Below are 16716 nucleotides of genomic sequence, written 5' to 3'. Positions count from 1 at the left end.
CCTGAGCCCTGTCAGATCCTGTCAGCAGCGAACTGCTGTGCGCGTCAACGCCGCCGAGCGGCGGGCTTGCGGGCCGGCCTGGCATCGCTTTCGGCGGCAACCTGCAGCGGCGCGAGTGCGGCCAGCGCGTCGAGCTGCGTCATCAGGCGCTGGAGATAGTCGGGCGACAGGGCCTGGACCTGCTGCAGCGCGCGGGCCACCAGCACCTGGCTGTTCAGCGGGCCCAGGTGCTCGGGCACCGGCGCGCTGACCTCGGCCATGCGGCGCGTCAGGCGCAGCGCGCTCCAGGTGCGGCGGTGGGCCTGCACATTGCGCAGCTCGGGGCCGGATTGCAGCTGGGCGACAAGTTCCGTCAGCGGACTTGGGGCATTGGCTGCCGAGCGCACCGGCAGCGCAACCGGCGCGGCTTCGGCGCGCTGCACCAGCTTGGCTATCAGCCGTTCACGCAGCGCACCCGCCTCCAGCGCAGATGCGCGCCGCGCCAGCCCCTCCAGCACGCGCCGGCGCACCGGGTCGGTCTCGGCGCGGGCCTGCACCCAGGCGACGGGATCGTCCATCACGGTGCCGAGGCTGCTGCCCGCTTGGGCCGCGGCGTGGGCGCGATCTCCACGCGCCGGTTCAGCGCGCGGCCGGCGGCCTCGTCGTTGGACGCCACCGGCTGTTGCGGCCCGAAGGCGGCGGCGAAGACGGCGTCCGGCGGCAGGCCTTCGGCCATCAGCGTGCGCGTGACGGTCAGCGCGCGCTGGGCCGACAGCTCCCAGTTGTCGGCGAACTTGGATGCGCCCTTGCCGGCCAGCATGCCGCGGTCATCGGTGAAGCCGCTCACCATCAGGATCTCGTCGCGCTGCGCGAGATAGGTGCGCAGCGGCACAGCCAGGCTCTTGATCAGCGCGCGGCCGTCGGCGTGCAATTGGTCCGAGCCGATGGCGAACAGCACCGCGCCGCTGATGCCAATGCGGCCTTCCACCAGCGTGATGCGCCCATCCGCCAACGGGCCGGCCAGGGCGCGCTCCAGCGCCTCGCGGCGGGCCTGTTCGGCCTGGCGCTGCTGCACCTCGGCTTCCAGCTTGTTGGCCAGGTCCAGCTGACCCACCAGCGCCGCGGCAAGCACCAGCACGAAGGCGCCCAGCACGCCGGCCATCAGGTCGCCAAAGGCCGCCCACGCGGGCGCGCCGACGCCTTCCTGCTCGATCTCCAGCGGCTCATCCATTCGCGGCCGCCGTGGTCTGCAGCGCGTCCAGCACCTGCTTCTGTGAGCCGAGGCAGAGGTCGATGACCTCGCGGGCCTGGGCCACGTAATAGCCCAACTGCTCGTCACTGCGCGCCATCGCGCCGGCCAGGCGCTCCTCCAGCGCGGCCAGGTGCTGCACCAGCTGGGCGTTGGCACCCTGGAACTGCTCGACGGCGGCACCGAAGCCCTCGCCCAGGCTGCCCATCTCGGCGGCGCTGGCGGCGATGGTCGTCGCCGCGTCGGACAGGGCCTGGCCGGTCACGGCGGTCTGCTCCGTGAAGCGCTGGCCCAGGGCTTCGAGCTGGCTGGCCGAACTGCCCACCAGCGCATCCACCTGGGACGCCGCGCTGCTGATCAGCCCGTCGAGCGCGGCGCGCTGCTCGCCGGCCGCCTGCTGCAGCGAGGCCAGCAGCGTCGACACCGTCTGCATCAGCTCGGCGCGTTCGGTCAGGGCCGCGCGGTCCTGGGCCTGGCTTTGCGCGAGCTGCTCGCGCAGGGCCGCCACCACCTCGACGGCCGCGCGCGGTGCTTCGCCAGCGGCCTTCAGCAGCGCGCCGGCCTCCGTCAGCGCCGTCTGCGCCTGGGCCTGTCCCTGGGCCACCAGATCGCGCGTGTGGCTCAGCAGGCCATCGGCGAGCTGCTGCTGCTGGGCCAGCTGGGCGGCGCCCGCGGCCTGCAGCTCGGCGCGCCAGGCGGCCAGGCGTTCGGCGTCGTTCGCCCCATGGGCCGACTGCAGCTGGCCATGCGCTTCGGCCAGGGCGGCGACGGCGGCCCGGGTCTGCGTGGCGAAGCCAGTGGCCAGCTCGGTCAGGGCGTTCTGGGCCCGCTCGCCACTGGCGGCCAGCAGCTGTTCGTTGGCTGCGCGCTGCTGGGCCAGAGCCTGTGTTTCGGCCTGCGCCTCGGCGCGTCGCTGGGCATCCTGTTCGGCGAGTGCCGCCTGCTGACGGGCTTGCGCTTCGGCGATGCTGTCGAGCAGCGTCTGGGTCTGCGCAGCAAAGCGCTCGGCCGTGGCGGTGATGACCTGCTGGGCCGCATCGCGCTGTTCGGCCTGGGTGGCTTGCTGGCGTGCCTGGGCCTCGGCCACGCGGTCGAGCAGGGCTTGCGTCTGCGCGGCAAAGCGCTCGGCGGTGTCGGCCACGGCCTGCTGGGCGGCGAGGCGTTGTTCGGCCATCGCATCGACCTGGCTGCGCAGGGCCGCGGCGCGGGCGCCGTCGGCCTCGCCCAGCTTGGTGAGCAGGGCCTGTGCTTCGCCGGCCCAGCGGTCGCCCAGGCGCTCGACGACCTGCTGCGTGGCGGCATGGGTGTCGGCCAGCAACTTCAGCGCGGCCTCGCGCTGCTGGGCCAGGCCCTCGCCCTGGGCCTTGGCGGCGGACTCGCCCTGCTGGGCGATCTGGGCCACGCCGGCTTCAAAGCGCTGGCTGAGCGCGCCGAGCTGGCCGGCCACCTGCGTGCCCACGCGCTCGTGCAGGGCTGCGGCCTCGCGGGCGATGCCGGCCATGGCGGCTTCGGCGGCGGGCTGGATGGCGGCGCCGGCCAGGCGGGCGCTTTCGGCCAGGCTGTTGCGCAGCGTCGTGTCCACGCTGGCGGCGAGGGCCGTGTAGGCCTTGCTCGTCTCACCGTGGAAACGATCATTCTGCGCCGCGAGCTGGTCGGCCATCTGCTTGGCGTATTGCTGCAGCTGGGCGACGAGCTCGAGCTGGCGCTGCTGCGCCGCCTCGGTGGCCGCGGCCTCGGCGGCCTGCCGTTCCAGCGCGCGGCGGTGGGCGGCGGTCAGCGGGCGCAGCTTGCCCAGCAGGGCGGTGTCGAGTTGTGCTGCCACGGCGGCGCGTTCGCGGCGCGCCAGGGCCACCATCAGGCCCAGCATGGCCGAGCCCGTCACGCCGGCCACGCTGGCGCTGAAGGCCAGGCCCAGGCCCTGCACGGGTGCGCCCAGCGCGTTGCGCAGCGCGGCCAGGTCGGCCGTCTGGCCCAGGGCGCTGGCCGTGCTGCTCAGTGTGATGACGAGGCCGATGAAGGTGCCCAGCATGCCCAGCAGCACCAGCAGGCCGGCCAGGGCTGGCGCCAGCGACAGGCCCGGCAGGGCCACGCGCAAACCGTCCAGGCGCTGCTGCACGGCTGCGTTCAGCGTGGCGGGCAGCTTGGCGATGAAGTCATCACTGCCCAGCGCCGCATCCAGTTCGCGGCTGGCGCGGCGGAAGGCCGTCAGTTCCCAGATGCCGATGGCGAAGAAGGCCGCGATCAGCAGCGTCATCGCCAGCGCCACCGGGTGGTGGCGCGCGGCGGCCAGCGCGGCGCCGGCAATGCCCGCGAGGCCGGCGGCCAGGGCGAGAGGGTAGAGAGCGTTCAGGAAACGGTTCATCAGGAATCGGCTTGGTGCAGGGCTTCGAGGAGGCCCAGCACCGGTTGCAGTCTCAGGTCCAGCTCGGCCCGCAGCGCGCGCTGCAGGTCGGCCCAGAAGCGGGCGCGCCAGCGGCGCGGGTCGGTGGCATGGTGTGTTTCGGCACGCCGGGTCAGCAGCGCGGGCAGGCCGGCCAGCAGCGGGCGCTCCTGCTGCGCGACGGCGCGCTCGAACACGGCGTCCAGCTGCGCCAGGCGGGCCAGCGGGCCGGATGCCTCGGCCAGGCGCGGGCGCAGGCGTTCACGCAAGCTGGCCACGCGGGCGGCCATGCTGCGCTGCTGCTGGGCGTGGTGCAGGCGGTAGGGCGCCAGCAGGTCGGCCAGCGGCACGCTTTCCGGCGCCAGCTCGGCCGATTCGCGTGCCAGCAGCGCGTCGTCGAAGGCTGCGGTCAGCTCTTCCTGCAGGCGCGCCAGCGCGGCGTCGGCCCAGGCCAGGCCTTCGCTGCGGGCGGCGGCGTTGGCACCGGCTGCGGGGGCGGTGGCCAGCAACTGGGACAGCCCGATGGCCTCCGCCCAGCCCAGCCAGCCCCCCAGGCGCTCGGCCACGGGAGCCGCCGGCGCCGGCGCGACGCCCCATTGCAGCAGCAACCGGGCCAGGGGCTCGGCGGCGATGGGCTGCGGTGGGAGGGCTTGCATGGCGGTGTCTCGCTGGTGCGAGCGCGCGAGGAAAAAGGGCGAGAGTTTAGTGAACCCCGATCGGAAAGGCATTCCCGCCCGGTGTGACACTCGCGCCCATGCCCGCTGCAAGCTACTCCAACACCACCCTCCACGCCGATGCCGAACTGCGCAACCGCTGCACCCGCTGGCTCAACGGTCACCGGCCGCTGACGTCCATGCGCGACTCCCTGCTGGCCCTGGCCAAGCTGCCCGAGGCCGGGCTGCCGCTGGACGTCTATGGCCAGGGCCAGGCCATCCAGGCGCTGGAGGCCGAGGTGGCGGCGCTGCTCGGCAAGCCGGCCGCGCGCTTCATGCACAAGGGTGTGGCCGCCCAGCTGGCCGCCCTGCGTGTGCACTGCGGTGAGGGCGACGGCCCGGTGGCCCTGCACCCGCAAAGCCATATCGCCATCGACGAGGCCGAGGCCTTCGAGAAGCTGATGGGCCTGCGCGGCCTGCGCATCGGCCGCACGGATCGACCCAGCCGCATCGAGGAGGTGATGGCTGCGCCGGAGCAGCCAGCCGTCGTCACCGTGGAACTGCCGCTGCGCCGCGGCGGCTATGTGCTGCCCGAGTGGGACGACCTGGTTGCCCTCAGCCGGTGGTGCCGGGAGCGCGGCGTGCCGCTGCACTTCGACGGCGCCCGGCTCTGGGAAGCCTCGGCCCACTACGGCCGGCCGCTGGCCGAAATCGCCGCGCTGGCCGATTCCGTCTATGTGTCCTTCTACAAGGGTCTGGGCGGCCTGGCCGGCTGCGTGCTGGCCGGCAGCGAGGATTTCATCGCCCAGCTCGCGCCCTGGCAGACCCGCCTGGCCGGCAACCTCTTCACCGTCCATCCCTTCGTGCTGAGCGCGCTGCAGGGCCTGCGCACCCAGTTGCCGCACATGCCGGCCTATCGCGAGCGCGCCCAGGCCCTGGCCGCCGTGCTGGCCGCCGAGCCCGGCTGGCGCGTGGCGCCCGAGGTGCCGCAGGTCAACGCCTTCCAGCTGCACCTGCCCGCCGCGCCCGAGGCGCTGCGCGAGGGGCTGCTGGAAGTGGCGCGGCGCGACGGCTTCTGGCTCGGCGCGCGGGCCGTGGCTTCGCATCTCGTCGAAGGCGGGGCAATGGTCGAGGTGGTCATCGGCGATGCGGCCGAGGGCTGGCGTGACGGCGAGGCGCTGGACGCGCTGCGGCGCGCCGTGCTCAGCGCCCAGGCGGCCCGTTGACGAAGGCCGTCACGTCTTCCAGCGCCGGCGCCAGCCAGCGCAGCGGCGCGCCGAAGGCCGCGATCAGCGTCATGTGGCCGACGCGGTCATAGAGCTTCACCGTCACCGGCACGCCGAGCGTCTGCAGCTTGGTGGCCAGGCCCTGCGTGTTGCGCTGCGGGTTCACCAGCTCGTCGTCCTTGGCCGCGCCCAGGAAGCTGCGTGGCGCGCCCTTGCCAGCGTGCTCCAGCGGCTGCGTGCGCGGCGGGTAGTCGGGGTGGAAGAACACCGGCTTGGCGTCGGGGTTGGTGATGGGCAGGAAGTCGTAGGGCCCGGCCAGGCCGATGAAACCGGCCAGCTCGCGCGGCGTGTGGCCGGTCGGCTGCAGCCAGCGCGCGTCCAGCGCCAGCATGGCGGCGTTGTAGGCGCCGGCGCTGTGGCCCATGACGAAGACGCGCCGCGGGTTGCCGCCCAGGCCCTGGGCATGGCTTAGGCCCCAGGCCAGCGCCGCAGCGCTGTCGCGCAGGAAGTCGGGATAGCGCACCTCCGGGTAGAGGCGGTAGTCGGCCACCAGCGTCAGGATGCCGCGCGAGGCCAGCGCCTCGCCGACGAAGGCGTAGTCGCCCCGCTTGCCGCGGTTCCAGGAGCCGCCGTAGAAGAACACCACCACCGGCCAGCCGTCGCGCGGCGCCGCGCGCGCCGGCTGGTACACGTCCAGCTGCTGGCGCGGCCCCGGCCCGTAGGCCACACCGGTCGTCAGCGTGTGCGTGTGGCGGGGTGCGAGGGCATTCAGCGCCTTCACCGGCGCGCAGGCCACCAGCACGCCCGCCAGCAGCAGGGCGCCAAGCAGGAAGAGGCCGGCTTTCAACATGGGCATGCGGAGCCTACGCGCTGGGGCGGCCGCTGGATGTCGGCGTGTGCACGGGCCGCACAAAAAGTATCGGCCGCCAGGGCATGCCGGGCGGCCGATCGGGGGTGGCTGAGCCGCGAGGGCTTAGCGGCGCTGGGCGCCCGTGGGCGCGGGGCGCGGACCGCCCAGGTGACGGAAGGTGATGCGGCCCTTGCTCAGGTCATAGGGCGACATCTCCAGCGACACGTTGTCGCCAGCCAGGATGCGGATGTGATGCTTGCGCATCTTGCCGCCCGTGTAGGCGATGACCTTGTGGCCATTCGTCAGCGTCACGCGGAAGCGCGAGTCGGGCAGGATTTCATCCACGACGCCTTGCATTTCGATCAGTTCTTCTTTGGCCAAGTGTTGGGCTCCGTTGCGAAAGTTAGACGGGAGGCCGAGCACGTGGCCGTGCCGGCACTTGTTGGTGCGGCCGGTGACCGCGCGCGCTCCTCAATGGCAGCGCGCCCAGGCAAGGCCTTCAGTCCGAGCGTAGTGCAATGCTGCCTGCGGGCTGATGAACTGCGGCGTGAAACGCATGACGCGATCCACGCTGGCCATGCCGCGACCGGAGCGGATCGACACCAAGGCGTCGAAACCGCCGCCCGCGCGGGCCTGGGTCATGGGTGAAACCAGAAAGCGTCCCACCTCGATATTGTTGTTGTTCATATTTTTCTTCTTTTTGGTGGTGCCGCGCCAGATCGAGCTGGCGGCGGCCTTGGGCGCACGAGGCGCCCGTGCACAAATTACAGCGTGCGGATGTTGGAAGCCTGCGGGCCCTTGGCGCCCTGCGTGGCTTCGAACGAAACCTTGGCGCCTTCGGCCAGCGAGCGGAAGCCGCCGGCGTTCTTGATTTCGCTGTGGTGAGCGAACAGGTCCTTGCCGCCGTTGTCAGGCGTGATGAAGCCGAAGCCCTTGCCGTCGTCGAACCACTTCACGGTGCCGGTTTCTGTAGTCATGGTGTTTCCTTTGGGAAATGTATAGATGGAAAAAATACTCCGCCAGCGTCATGCCGCGCGGAGACAGAAACACTCAAGAACACTCACCGGGAGTTGCTGAAGCGAGCCGCTCGCAAGAAGGGCCAGGGGATGGCCAGCGGGGCTGCAGATAAGACCTTGAGGAAACGGTCTTGTGCGAATCTATGCGCCGAATGTACCACGCGGCCTCTAAACCCTTGTAGGACGCGAGGCTGCAAGCCCGCCTGCGGCGGGGTTAGGTCACGGTTGGCGCCCCCGCGTTGCGTGGCCGGCGCTGCCCGAGCCCTGCTCAACTGGGGATGGCGGCCGCCACGGCCCCCGCCTAAGTTGGTTCTTTGGCCAGGCCAGGGAGGCCGCCATGAGATTCATCAAGCGCATGCGCCTGGCCGGGCTCGCCAGCGGCCTCATGGTGGCCGGTCTCACCGTGCTGGCGCCGCCTGCGGCGGCAGTGCCGCTCGCGGCCCCGGCGTCGTTCATCCAGTGCCGCACCGACGAGCCGGGTAACCACGGGCTGCAAACCAGCACCTCCGGCTGCAGCCTGGGCGGCGGCGGGGCGCTCAGCGCGTCGGGCAGTGTCGGCATGGCGCCCTTCGTGCTGCTGTCGGGGCAGGCCAGCGCCTATGGCTTCCCGGCCAATGCGGTGGGAGCGAGCGTCACCGCGTGGCTGGATTACGAGTTCCAGGTCACCGGCGGCAACCCGGGCGACATGGTGCCCATCTCCATCGCCACCCACCTGGACGCCCTGGGCCGGGACAGCTCCAAGGCCTGGGCCATCGCCACGCTCAACGTCGCCAACGGCCTCGGCCAGGGCATCGGCGTGGCGGCCTGCGCGCCGGACCTGAATTGCGGCGGCGGCCCGTCATTCCATGGCGTGCTGTCGCTGCCGATGAAGTCTGGCGGGCCCAATGGCACGGTTCACCTGGCCATCACCGCCGCCGCGGGTGCCAGCTTCGTCGACGAGTTCGCTTCGGCCTCGGCCGACCCCTTCTTCTTCGTCGACCTGAGCTTTCCGAACGCCAATCTCTACACCGTGACCGTCAGCCCGGGCGTGGCCAACGCGCCCGTGCCGGAGCCCGGCACCGCTTGGCTGTGGGTGGGTGGCCTCGCGGCGCTGCTCGCTCTCGCGCGGCGGCGCAGCAGCTGAGCCCTTGCGGTTCAGCCCGGCTGCGGCCCGTCGTAGCCCTCGACGATGACGATGTCCGCCTCGGCGCAGGACTGGCGCAGCGCGATCTGCGGCGCGTACTCGGGCGAGCGGTAGCAGGCCTGCGCCACCTCGTAGCTCGGGAACTCGATCACCACATTGCGGCCGCGGCTGGCGCCCTCGGGGTTCTCGAACTGGCCGGCCCGCACGAGAAAGCGGCCGCCGAACTTGGCGAACACCGCGTCATTGCGCTGCACATAGAGCTTGTAGGTCTCGGCGTCGCTGACGTCGACGCGGGCGATCCAGTAGGCCTTGGGCATGGGCACTCCTTGCTGAGGGGCCCAGTGTCGCGCCCTCAACCATAGGCGTACCAGAGCGCCGCGAAGAAGTGGCAGACGCTGCCGCCCAGCACGAACAGATGCCAGACGAAGTGCGAGTAGCGCACCTTGTTGTCCAGCAGGAAGACGAAGGCGCCCAGCGTGTAGCTCAGGCCGCCGGCGATCAGCAGCGTCAGGCCCGCCGCCGGCAGGCGCGACACCAGCGGCCCGGCCGCGAAGACCACCACCCAGCCCATGGCCAGGTAAAGGCCCGTGGACACGAAGCGGTGCTTGAGCCGGTTCAGCAGCTTGATGGCCACACCGAAGGCCGCCGCGGCCCAGACGGCGATCAGCAGCGTCGTGCCCGGGCCGGTATTCAGCACGCCGAGCGTGAAGGGCGTGTAGCTGCCAGCGATGAAGACGTAGATGGCCGCATGGTCCAGCCGCAGCAGCACCGCCTTGGCGCGGCCGCCCACAGGTAAGGCGTGGTACAGCGTGGAAATGCCGTACAGCAGGATCATCGTGGCCGCAAAGACGGCAGCGCCCACGACATCGGCCGCGCTGCCGGCGCTGACCGCCCGCGTCACGAGGATGGGCAGGGCCGCGATGGCCAGCACCACGCCCAGGCCGTGGCTGATGGCATTGGCGATCTCTTCACCGAGGGTCTGGTCGCGGTCGGGGGTGGGGGTGAGGTGCAACATGATGGTCGTCTCGTACTGCTGAGAGATGGACCAAGCATGCCAGCGTGGCGTGACGGTTCCGACCCAAGGTTTGAGGGGGTTGAAAAAGCATGAGGCCGCCGCGCGGGCCGCTGAAGAAGGCCGAGCTCAGATGGGAGCCCGGGCCCCGCCCACCTACTTCAGCACCAGCTCCTGCAACTCCATGCTGCCCGCCAGCTTGCGCATCACCTTGCGCTCGCCGGAGGCCGCGTCCTGCTTGTGCGGGTCCATGGCCATGAAGGCCTCGTACTTCTTCTGCACGTCCAGCTGCTGCGCGGTGGTCATGTAATCCTTGGACTCGATGGCCAGGATCAGGTCGGGCTCGCCCTCGCGAGGGTTGTTCACCGCGAACACGTGGTAGGACAGGATGTAGCCCTCCTTCTTGCCGAACTCGTTGGACTTCTTCCAGGTCTTGGCCAGGAAGTCCATGTAGTTCTCGAACTGCCCGGGCTCGATCTTGATATGGGAGAAGTTCCACACCGTGCTCGGCTTGTAGCTGGAGTCCTGGGCGAATGCCGCAGCGCCAACCATCGTCAAACCTGCCGCCAGCAGCCCCGTCAGCATGTGCTTCGCGTAGTTCATTTTGAAGTCCTCCTCACCGTCGACGCCGGTGAATGCGTTCGCGCGGTGGTGCGCCGGCGCACTGTGCGCCCGCGGCCCTGTTTGCGGTGAGACCGGCGGCGTCAGGGCGGCGAAGCGTCCTTCATCTTCAGGATGCTCGGGGGGTGCAGGCCAGCGGGGTTGATCCTCGTCAAGCGCCGCGCGGCCACGGCGGCGCATGCTGGCGCGAAGCTGTTGGAGGATCCCGCATGAAGCCACTCGCCCCCGTTCTCGTCCTGGCGCTGGCCCTGGCTGGTTGCGCCGCCCCCGGGCCGCAGGGCCACACCGCTCACGCCTCCGCGGCTGAAGGCGCCCCCAAGGACGCCGCCAAGGGAGGCGGCATGATGGACGAGATGTGCAAGCGCCACGCCGCCGAGCCCGGGCGCGCCGCCAGTGCGCCCGACAGCATGATGGACAAGCACTGCAAGGCCCGGGCGGAGGCGCCCGCAGGCGCGGCCTCGCACGCACACTGAGCCCGCGCGCAGCGCGGTTTCGCGTCAGTCAGGCCGCCTCGGCCACCAGCACGAAGGCCGGAGCCCAGAAATAGTCGCTGATGTGGGCCAGGCGTGTCACACGCCAGCCCAGGTTTTCGAGCTTCTCGCGCCACCCCGGCGCCGCCCTTATGCTGCGCCGCAGCCGTACAGCCCCAGACCGCGCCCAGCGCGGCAAGCCCGCTGGCGGCAAGGGAGCCATGAATATTCGAGACCTTGTCATCGGTGGCGTCACGGGCGCGGCCCTCGCCGTCATCGCAACCCACTACTTCAGCGGTGCGTCGGCCGGCCCGGTGGCCGCGCCTGCCCTTGCTTCAACCAGCGCGCCGCTGGCCCCAGCCCTCGTGCCTCAGCCGACCTCGGCGCCTGCCGCTGCGGTGGCCGCCAGCCAGGTGGCATCGGCAAGCAGCCACGGCGGTGCGCCTGTCGCCGTCACGCCTGCAGCGGCCTGCCCGCCCGTGCTGGCCGCGGCCGACCCGCGCAAGACCGCCGCCTCCGCCGTGGCGCCCGCCGCCCTGCGCGTGGACGTGCCCGCCGTCGCGCTGTCGAGCGAACATGCCAAATTGCTGCTCGACATGAGCGACCGGCCGCCCTCGCTGCAGGAACTGCATGCCCGCTTTGCCGGTGAGCCGCTGGACCCGGACTGGTCCCGGCAGATGGAGACGCAGTTGCGACAATCGCTGCAGGATGCCGGCGTGCAGAAGGGCCTGGAGCTGCTCGCGGTGGAGTGCCGCCGCACCCTGTGCGAGTTGCGCCTGTTCGGCGTCGGGCCGGGCGCGGCCCAGCGCTGGGGCGGCACCGTCGGCCAGATCGCCCAACAGCCTTGGTGGGGTCCGAACTTCTCGGGCGTCAGCACCTCTGCCACCGGGCCCGACGATCGCTCGGTCATCGCCACCATCCTGCATCGCGCGAAGCGCTGAGCGTGGAGCGCGACTGGCTCAGCCGCGCTCCACGCGGCACTGGAAGCAGTTGAACTTCGATCGGATGTGGACGTAAGCCACGTCCTCGCGGGCGAGGATGGCACGGCAGGCCTCGGCCAGCTCGTGGCCTGGCACGACGCGGCCGGTCTCGTAGACGATCCAGTCCTTGGCGTCGTAGCCGCGCACCAGGGCCGGCGCGAGATGGGTGAACCAGGCCGGCAGCGCATGGGCCTCGTAGCGCTCGCAGTCGGCCGCATGCAGAAAGATCGGGCCGGTCTCGGCGTAGGGCTGGGCGTGGCCGAAGGGGCGATACGCCAGGATGAGCTTGGTGTCGCCCTCCGCGATCAGGTTCAAGCAATGCCGGCAGGGGTTGCCCAGGCCGTGGGCGGTTGCCTGGATTGGCGCTTGGCCGTGGGCGTCGGGGCCGCCGGCGCGTAGTGCGTCAGCGCGCGTGGTGGGGATGCCGCGGACGAGGAGTGGGGTGGTGGAAGCGAAGGTCTGCATGGGGCCCGTTCTTGGCGGCGGGTGTGCCGCTGTGGATGACGGGCGGGATTGCAGCAGTGGGATGGGCCCAGTGCTGGCTGGGAGCGGACATGCAGTTTGGCTGCAAGCATGCTGTGACTCGAGGAGCGGAGGAAGGGTTCAGATTTAAGACTTGACTCCGAACTTCGAACTTAGATGTGGCCCCACAGATTTGAGACCTGACCCCGAATCCGTGCGACCTGCCGGACTTTCTCCGATCTTCAGCGTGACAGAAACACTCTCGACAATATTTCTGCCAATTCGTTTTCTGGGCTCGGACACGGGTCAGATTCAGCCCAATTCGCAAGTATTTCAGTTGTCGCAAGTGGTTGATCTGATTCTTTGGAAACGAGTGAGATTTGCCATCTCCTTATGGCTGTAAATCCTGACCCTCCGGTTTCACTTGCACTGTCAATATGGAATGCATATTCCGAGGTTGGCCCTTCAATCTCGGCGTATCCAATGTTTCCTGCGGCAAGCTTATAGTGGCTGTACTTGCGAAAGCATTTATCAGCATCCGGTATGAAGCCGGTCTTGCAGTGACCGGCGTTATTGCTTAAGACCCATGCCAATTCGACGGTATCGAGCTTAATTCGACTACATGCAGTGGTGGCTCCGTTAGCTACGCATTCCGATAATTTTCGACCGATTTCAAGTCCAAATGATTCTTCGGGTGGGTCAATAAAAATGCGTTTTGGCACATTATCTCTCACCGTTTTCAGGATGTGTGTAGCCTTTGGAATGTGCTTGCTGCAAATGCTAAGAAATTCTTGCTGTGCCTGAGTCTTGAGATTTTCATTCAGCTGGCGGTCGCGCGCAAGGATCATTGGTTCAATATAAATGACGTACAGAATGCTTGATGCGATATATATTGGAAAGCTTAGTCGAATTAACCAAGCGAAATATCTTTCAACAGATTTTGGCTTCGTTTTGGAATGAAGCTAATAATTGCAAAAATGAGCCATAGAATGAACCAAGAAAAAAGGGTAAGGAAGTCTGCGACAAGCCCTTCGCCGCCCATGGCCCACGCCGAACTGTGTGCGCCTAACAGTGCGGAAAATCGCAACAATATGCGCGAGCTTCTCATTATCAAAATTTAGTCCGTAAGATTGGGTCGAGGTTCGGAGTCAGGGTTCAAGCCTTTATTGACCCGAAGTCATCAAAGGCTGATTCGTTGATAACTTCGAAGGAGCAGCTGCCTCAGGCCGAAGCATGCTCCGCGGGAACCTCTTCATCGGCGTCTCGGTACTTCGAGTGCCAGGCATAGGTGGCTTTCATGGCCGTCAGGTAGAAGAGGAAGAAGACGATGGTCAGCAGCGCGCCGGACACCTTGCCCGTCTCGTACCACATCGTCAGCTTGCTGATGACGAAGTAGATGAAAAGCAGCGTTGAGGCCACTCGGCTCTTGCGAAACACGAAGATCGCAAGCACGACGAGCAGCACGGCATCCACGAACACGGCTGGGTCCAGCACGTAAGCCAGCTCCTTGTTCTCCGACGTCGTCAAGAGACTGGCGATGCCAAATGCCAAGGTGAGTCCCGCTGAGATCAGAGCGGCGACGCCTCCGGTCTTGATGGCCTTCGCGCAGGACTCCCTGTCGTGAAAGCTGAAGCTGTCCAGGAACGACTTCTTCTCGCCGTATGTGGCCATTGGAGACTCCCTTTCGAAATGGATGGTGAACTGCCCAGCGCGAGCCGTTCGATCGGCGGCTTGGGTTGCTAGCCAGGCCGATTCATGTTGCCACGCCTGGCTTCGTGGCCGGACTCTGGCAAACCCAGCTTGGCCGGGGGATCGCCTCAAGCGGACGCCATTCATCCGCGCCGAGTCCCCGCCACCGGCTTGGACGGCGTCCGGCCCAGCACGCCCCGAACCTTGTCGCCCGTCAACTCCCCATCAATCCGCCCCCGCCACAATCCCGGCAATCTGGCTCGCGCGTCCGCCCCCCATGCCCACCCCTCGCTACGACCCCCTCAGCCGCGCCCTGCACTGGGTGACCGCCATCGCCGTGACCGTCGCGTTCATCCTGGGGCCGGGCGGTTTCGGGCGGCTGACGCGCCAAGGCATCGACCCGGCCACGCGGCTGGACATCGTCTGGCATGAATCCCTGGGCCTGCTGGTGCTGGCACTCACGCTGCTGCGCCTCGTGTGGGTGGCGCTGCGGCCCGACAAGCCGCGCTTCGAGATGGCGGCGTGGATGCAGGCCCTGTCAAAGCTGACGCACATCGCGCTGTGGGCCCTGATGCTGGCCCTGCCGATCACGGCCCTGCTGGCCCTGGGCAGCGAGCACCATCCGCTGACGCTGCTGGGCGGCGTGCGGGTGGACGAGTTCCCTTGGATCGCCGGCTCGCGCCTGGCCCAGGCGGCGGACTGGGGCGAGGTGCATGAAGTGCTGGGCGACGCCTTGATGTGGCTGGCCGGCCTGCATGCGCTGGCCGCGCTGTATCACCACTTCGTGCGCCGCGACGGCGTGCTGGCGGCCATGCTGCCCTGGCAGACCCGGCGCTGAGGCGCGGGGGCCATCAGGGACGCGCGGGTCAGCGCCGCGACAGCGCCCCGACCAGGGCCTTGGCCACGGCTTCGCTGGAGTTCGGGTTCTGGCCGGTGATGAGGTTGCCGTCCTGCTCGACGTGGCTGAGCAGGGGCAGCAGCGCGGAATGGAAATCGGCGCCGGCGGCCTTCATCTCGTCTTCCAGCAGGAAGGGGACGACGTCCTTCAGGCGCGCCAGGAACTCCTCGGCATTGGTGAAGCCGGTGGCGCGGCGGCCCTGGAAGAAGGGCTGGCCATCGGCGCGCTTGGCATGCACCAGCGCGGCCGGGCCGTGGCAGACGGCGGCGATCACCTTGCCGTTCGCATCGTGCCGCGCTACCAGGGCGTGCAGGGTGGCGTCCTGGGCCAGGTCCACCATCGGGCCATGGCCGCCGGGGATGAAGATGGCGTCGAAGGTCTCGTCCCGCATGGACGCCAGCGTAACGCTGTGCCGCAGCGCTTCCAGAGGCCTGGCCCAGGTGTCGCGCTGCTTGTCGGTCGGTTCGGTCTTGGGGTCCAGCGGCACGGAGCCGCCCTGGGGCGATGCGACCGTGACGGTGATGCCGGCCTCGGTGGCTGCCAGATAGGGCACGGCGAATTCCTCCAGCCACAGGCCGGTGGGATGGTCGGGCGCGAGCTGGGTGGCGCTGGTGGTGACGAAGAGGGCGCGCATGGCGGGCTTTCAAATGGGCAATGCCCCAATCTAGGCGGTCGCTCGCGCGCCCCGTGTAGGCGGCAATGCCGCGCGCGACGACGCGCAGGCCTGAAAGACGCCGCCTTCAGAGCTGGGTGTGCAGCGCCTTGGCCGCGTGTTCCAGCAGCCTCTCGGTCCAGGGGCGGTGGCGCCAGTCGTCCAGCGTGATGCGGCGCGCCTTGGCCCAGTCGGCCTCGAACACCTGCTGCTGGACGCGGCCAAAGTCCGCGCTCAACACATTGAGGTTGGCCTCGTCATTGAGGCGGAAGGAGCGGTTGTCGAAGTTCGTCGAGCCCACCGACGAGAAGATGCCGTCCACGACGATGCCCTTCACATGGAACATGGTGGGCTGGTACTCGGCGAACTGGATGCCGGCCTCCAGCATGGGGCCCCAGTCGCTGCGCGAGGCCAGGCGCACCACCTCTGAATCGATGTGCTCGCTGGGGGTCACCACGCGGATCTTGACGCCGCGCTTGGCGGCGTCGATGAGGGTCCGGACCGTCAGCTCGTCGGGCACGAAGTAGGAGTTGGCCAGGTCGATGCTCCTGCGGGCGGCGGTGATGGCCAGCAGGTACATCAGCTGCATGCTTTCGCTGCCGCCGCTGGGCGAGCTGCTGAACATCTGCGCGGCGTAGGGGCCGGCGGGCTTCAGCGCCGGGAAGTAGTTTTCGCCGTGCAGCACCTTGCCGGTGGCGCGCATCCAGTTGTCCAGGAACACCGACTGCATCTGCGCCACCACCGGGCCCTCGACGCGGTAGTGCGTGTCGCGCCACTCGCTCTTGTCGCGTGCCTTGCCGCGCCATTGGTCGGCGATGCCGACGCCGCCGGTGAAGCCCACGCGCCCGTCCACCACCAGCAGCTTGCGGTGGGTGCGGTTGTTCAGCTGGCCCCAGTTGGCAAAGCGCGGCTCGTGAAAGCGCACGCATTCCACGCCGCCGTCCTTCATCTCCTGCACGAGCGCCGCGTCCATCTTCATGCTGCCCACCCAGTCCAGCAGCACGTGCACCTTGACGCCGGCGCGGGCGCGTTCCGTCAGCGCCTCGACGAACTCGCGGCCGATGCTGCCCGACCAGTAGATGTAGGTCTCGAAGGTGATGGTCGTGCGGGCCGAGCGGATGGCGGCCAGCATGGCGGGGAAGATCTCGTCGCCGTTGAGCAGGGTCTCGACCTGGTTGCCCTCGACGATCTGCGGGCCGAGCAACGCGCCCAGCGCACGGCGGAACTCCGCGTCATCGGTCTCGTACAGCTTGGGCAACTGCTGCTCGATCTTCTTCTCGCGGCCCGCCAGGTTCTGGTAGACGAGCACGCCCAACAGGGTCAGCACCGTCGTGGCCAGTGCGACCGCCAGATAGGAAGCCATGGTGCCCTTGTGCATCGCCTGTTCCGCCAACGGCCCGGCAGGCGGGCCGTCCCGTGTTGACGAAGCCGGCCCTTGCCAGCTTCAGAGCGACGA

Annotated in this window: 22 protein-coding genes; 5 read left to right on the top strand and 17 right to left on the bottom strand. The window is 68.9% G+C overall.

The genetic code is table 11. From position 1 onward, the window contains the following. Positions 1-44 precede the first annotated feature (44 nt). Genes AC1DW3_RS12685 through AC1DW3_RS12670 form a run of 4 tightly spaced genes read right to left on the bottom strand, consistent with a single transcriptional unit; the run spans position 45 to position 4264 of the window. Positions 45-557 (bottom strand): DUF2894 domain-containing protein, encoded by a 513-nt coding sequence (locus AC1DW3_RS12685; protein WP_477931671.1) that lies wholly within the window; start codon positions 555-557, stop codon positions 45-47. After that, entirely contained in the window at positions 557-1210 is a 654-nt protein-coding gene (locus tag AC1DW3_RS12680) for an OmpA family protein (RefSeq protein WP_477931670.1), read from the bottom strand. Before AC1DW3_RS12680 ends, AC1DW3_RS12685 begins: the two co-directional genes overlap by 1 nt. Then, positions 1203-3590 carry a coiled-coil domain-containing protein gene (locus AC1DW3_RS12675; RefSeq protein WP_477931669.1) on the bottom strand — a complete coding sequence of 796 codons (2388 nt, stop codon included), beginning with the start codon at positions 3588-3590 and terminating at the stop codon, positions 1203-1205. The genes AC1DW3_RS12680 and AC1DW3_RS12675 overlap by 8 nt, the downstream gene beginning before the upstream one ends. Further along, positions 3590-4264: a DUF3348 family protein gene (locus AC1DW3_RS12670; protein WP_477931668.1), complete on the bottom strand. Its 675-nt coding sequence runs from the start codon at positions 4262-4264 to the stop codon at positions 3590-3592. Before AC1DW3_RS12670 ends, AC1DW3_RS12675 begins: the two co-directional genes overlap by 1 nt. Positions 4265-4362: 98 nt before the next feature. Here AC1DW3_RS12670 and AC1DW3_RS12665 point away from each other — a divergent pair, with 98 nt between their 5' ends. Then, positions 4363-5487, top strand: coding sequence for a threonine aldolase family protein (locus tag AC1DW3_RS12665; RefSeq protein ID WP_477931667.1), 1125 nt, complete (start codon positions 4363-4365; stop codon positions 5485-5487). Here the strand turns inward: AC1DW3_RS12665 and AC1DW3_RS12660 are convergent. From AC1DW3_RS12660 to AC1DW3_RS12645, 4 genes are all read right to left on the bottom strand, one after another. After that, positions 5465-6343, bottom strand: a complete 879-nt coding sequence (locus tag AC1DW3_RS12660) for an alpha/beta hydrolase (protein WP_477931666.1) — start codon at positions 6341-6343, stop codon at positions 5465-5467. The genes AC1DW3_RS12665 and AC1DW3_RS12660 overlap by 23 nt on opposite strands. Before the next feature lie 117 nt (positions 6344-6460). Then, positions 6461-6718, bottom strand: coding sequence for a translation initiation factor IF-1 (gene infA, locus AC1DW3_RS12655; RefSeq protein WP_477931665.1), 258 nt, complete (start codon positions 6716-6718; stop codon positions 6461-6463). A 90-nt stretch (positions 6719-6808) separates the two neighbouring features. Next, complete coding sequence (locus AC1DW3_RS12650; RefSeq protein WP_477931664.1) at positions 6809-7024, bottom strand: hypothetical protein; 216 nt, start codon at positions 7022-7024, stop codon at positions 6809-6811. A 77-nt stretch (positions 7025-7101) separates the two neighbouring features. Further along, positions 7102-7314, bottom strand: coding sequence for a cold-shock protein (locus tag AC1DW3_RS12645; RefSeq protein ID WP_477931663.1), 213 nt, complete (start codon positions 7312-7314; stop codon positions 7102-7104). Between the two features lie 376 nt (positions 7315-7690). Between AC1DW3_RS12645 and AC1DW3_RS12640 the strand changes: the two genes are divergently transcribed. Continuing rightward, positions 7691-8476: a hypothetical protein gene (locus AC1DW3_RS12640; protein WP_477931662.1), complete on the top strand. Its 786-nt coding sequence runs from the start codon at positions 7691-7693 to the stop codon at positions 8474-8476. Between the two features lie 11 nt (positions 8477-8487). Here the strand turns inward: AC1DW3_RS12640 and AC1DW3_RS12635 are convergent, their stop codons facing one another. The 3 genes from AC1DW3_RS12635 to AC1DW3_RS12625 all read right to left on the bottom strand — a co-directional run bounded on the left by AC1DW3_RS12635 (position 8488) and on the right by AC1DW3_RS12625 (position 10091). After that, the gene (locus AC1DW3_RS12635) at positions 8488-8793 is read right to left on the bottom strand and encodes a DUF1330 domain-containing protein (protein ID WP_477931661.1); all 306 of its coding nucleotides are present in this window, start codon (positions 8791-8793) and stop codon (positions 8488-8490) included. 35 nt (positions 8794-8828) lie between these two features. After that, positions 8829-9491, bottom strand: coding sequence for a PAQR family membrane homeostasis protein TrhA (trhA, locus tag AC1DW3_RS12630; RefSeq protein ID WP_477931660.1), 663 nt, complete (start codon positions 9489-9491; stop codon positions 8829-8831). A 153-nt stretch (positions 9492-9644) separates the two neighbouring features. After that, positions 9645-10091, bottom strand: a complete 447-nt coding sequence (locus AC1DW3_RS12625; RefSeq protein WP_477931659.1) for a hypothetical protein — start codon at positions 10089-10091, stop codon at positions 9645-9647. Between the two features lie 227 nt (positions 10092-10318). Between AC1DW3_RS12625 and AC1DW3_RS12620 the strand changes: the two genes are divergently transcribed. Beyond that, positions 10319-10582, top strand: a complete 264-nt coding sequence (locus AC1DW3_RS12620) for a hypothetical protein (protein WP_477931658.1) — start codon at positions 10319-10321, stop codon at positions 10580-10582. 28 nt (positions 10583-10610) lie between these two features. Here the strand turns inward: AC1DW3_RS12620 and AC1DW3_RS12615 are convergent, their stop codons facing one another. Next, the gene (locus AC1DW3_RS12615; protein ID WP_477931657.1) at positions 10611-10802 is read right to left on the bottom strand and encodes a hypothetical protein; all 192 of its coding nucleotides are present in this window, start codon (positions 10800-10802) and stop codon (positions 10611-10613) included. Here AC1DW3_RS12615 and AC1DW3_RS12610 point away from each other — a divergent pair. Further along, complete coding sequence (locus AC1DW3_RS12610; protein ID WP_477931656.1) at positions 10801-11520, top strand: hypothetical protein; 720 nt, start codon at positions 10801-10803, stop codon at positions 11518-11520. The genes AC1DW3_RS12615 and AC1DW3_RS12610 overlap by 2 nt on opposite strands. A gap of 18 nt (positions 11521-11538) precedes the next feature. Here AC1DW3_RS12610 and AC1DW3_RS12605 read toward each other — a convergent pair whose 3' ends face one another. The 3 genes from AC1DW3_RS12605 to AC1DW3_RS12595 all read right to left on the bottom strand — a co-directional run bounded on the left by AC1DW3_RS12605 (position 11539) and on the right by AC1DW3_RS12595 (position 13692). Further along, positions 11539-12024: a DUF1203 domain-containing protein gene (locus tag AC1DW3_RS12605; RefSeq protein WP_477931655.1), complete on the bottom strand. Its 486-nt coding sequence runs from the start codon at positions 12022-12024 to the stop codon at positions 11539-11541. A 239-nt stretch (positions 12025-12263) separates the two neighbouring features. Further along, positions 12264-12869 (bottom strand): hypothetical protein, encoded by a 606-nt coding sequence (locus AC1DW3_RS12600; RefSeq protein ID WP_477931654.1) that lies wholly within the window; start codon positions 12867-12869, stop codon positions 12264-12266. A gap of 373 nt (positions 12870-13242) precedes the next feature. Further along, a complete protein-coding gene (locus tag AC1DW3_RS12595; RefSeq protein ID WP_477931653.1) occupies positions 13243-13692 on the bottom strand; it encodes a hypothetical protein in 450 nt (149 codons plus the stop codon). A gap of 295 nt (positions 13693-13987) precedes the next feature. On the opposite strand from AC1DW3_RS12595, the gene AC1DW3_RS12590 reads away from it, so the two are divergent. Beyond that, positions 13988-14548, top strand: a complete 561-nt coding sequence (locus AC1DW3_RS12590) for a cytochrome b (protein WP_477931652.1) — start codon at positions 13988-13990, stop codon at positions 14546-14548. 28 nt (positions 14549-14576) lie between these two features. Here the strand turns inward: AC1DW3_RS12590 and AC1DW3_RS12585 are convergent, their stop codons facing one another. Next, a complete protein-coding gene (locus AC1DW3_RS12585; RefSeq protein ID WP_477931651.1) occupies positions 14577-15242 on the bottom strand; it encodes a type 1 glutamine amidotransferase domain-containing protein in 666 nt (221 codons plus the stop codon). 106 nt (positions 15243-15348) lie between these two features. Next, on the bottom strand, positions 15349-16623 hold the full coding sequence (locus tag AC1DW3_RS12580) for a phospholipase D-like domain-containing protein (RefSeq protein ID WP_477931650.1): 1275 nt from the start codon (positions 16621-16623) through the stop codon (positions 15349-15351). Positions 16624-16716: the final 93 nt, after the last annotated feature.

It is taken from the genome of Roseateles sp. P2_H4 (assembly GCF_056403315.1).
The sequence above is the reverse complement of the archived record's forward strand: the minus strand, read 5'-3'. Positions and strand labels throughout refer to the sequence as shown.

Bases quoted from the DNA above. Each gene is read 5' to 3' on its own strand.
- AC1DW3_RS12685 (WP_477931671.1), bottom strand. From the start codon at position 557: ATGGACGATCCCGTCGCCTGGGTGCAGGCCCGCGCCGAGACCGACCCG.
- AC1DW3_RS12680 (WP_477931670.1), bottom strand. From the start codon at position 1,210: ATGGATGAGCCGCTGGAGATCGAGCAGGAAGGCGTCGGCGCGCCCGCG.
- AC1DW3_RS12675 (WP_477931669.1), bottom strand. From the start codon at position 3,590: ATGAACCGTTTCCTGAACGCTCTCTACCCTCTCGCCCTGGCCGCCGGC.
- AC1DW3_RS12670 (WP_477931668.1), bottom strand. From the start codon at position 4,264: ATGCAAGCCCTCCCACCGCAGCCCATCGCCGCCGAGCCCCTGGCCCGG.
- AC1DW3_RS12665 (WP_477931667.1), top strand. From the start codon at position 4,363: ATGCCCGCTGCAAGCTACTCCAACACCACCCTCCACGCCGATGCCGAA.
- AC1DW3_RS12660 (WP_477931666.1), bottom strand. From the start codon at position 6,343: ATGCCCATGTTGAAAGCCGGCCTCTTCCTGCTTGGCGCCCTGCTGCTG.
- AC1DW3_RS12650 (WP_477931664.1), bottom strand. From the start codon at position 7,024: ATGAACAACAACAATATCGAGGTGGGACGCTTTCTGGTTTCACCCATG.
- AC1DW3_RS12645 (WP_477931663.1), bottom strand. From the start codon at position 7,314: ATGACTACAGAAACCGGCACCGTGAAGTGGTTCGACGACGGCAAGGGC.
- AC1DW3_RS12640 (WP_477931662.1), top strand. From the start codon at position 7,691: ATGAGATTCATCAAGCGCATGCGCCTGGCCGGGCTCGCCAGCGGCCTC.
- AC1DW3_RS12635 (WP_477931661.1), bottom strand. From the start codon at position 8,793: ATGCCCAAGGCCTACTGGATCGCCCGCGTCGACGTCAGCGACGCCGAG.
- trhA (WP_477931660.1), bottom strand. From the start codon at position 9,491: ATGTTGCACCTCACCCCCACCCCCGACCGCGACCAGACCCTCGGTGAA.
- AC1DW3_RS12625 (WP_477931659.1), bottom strand. From the start codon at position 10,091: ATGAACTACGCGAAGCACATGCTGACGGGGCTGCTGGCGGCAGGTTTG.
- AC1DW3_RS12620 (WP_477931658.1), top strand. From the start codon at position 10,319: ATGAAGCCACTCGCCCCCGTTCTCGTCCTGGCGCTGGCCCTGGCTGGT.
- AC1DW3_RS12610 (WP_477931656.1), top strand. From the start codon at position 10,801: ATGAATATTCGAGACCTTGTCATCGGTGGCGTCACGGGCGCGGCCCTC.
- AC1DW3_RS12615 (WP_477931657.1), bottom strand. From the start codon at position 10,802: ATGGCTCCCTTGCCGCCAGCGGGCTTGCCGCGCTGGGCGCGGTCTGGG.
- AC1DW3_RS12605 (WP_477931655.1), bottom strand. From the start codon at position 12,024: ATGCAGACCTTCGCTTCCACCACCCCACTCCTCGTCCGCGGCATCCCC.
- AC1DW3_RS12600 (WP_477931654.1), bottom strand. From the start codon at position 12,869: ATGATCCTTGCGCGCGACCGCCAGCTGAATGAAAATCTCAAGACTCAG.
- AC1DW3_RS12595 (WP_477931653.1), bottom strand. From the start codon at position 13,692: ATGGCCACATACGGCGAGAAGAAGTCGTTCCTGGACAGCTTCAGCTTT.
- AC1DW3_RS12590 (WP_477931652.1), top strand. From the start codon at position 13,988: ATGCCCACCCCTCGCTACGACCCCCTCAGCCGCGCCCTGCACTGGGTG.
- AC1DW3_RS12585 (WP_477931651.1), bottom strand. From the start codon at position 15,242: ATGCGCGCCCTCTTCGTCACCACCAGCGCCACCCAGCTCGCGCCCGAC.
- AC1DW3_RS12580 (WP_477931650.1), bottom strand. From the start codon at position 16,623: ATGGCTTCCTATCTGGCGGTCGCACTGGCCACGACGGTGCTGACCCTG.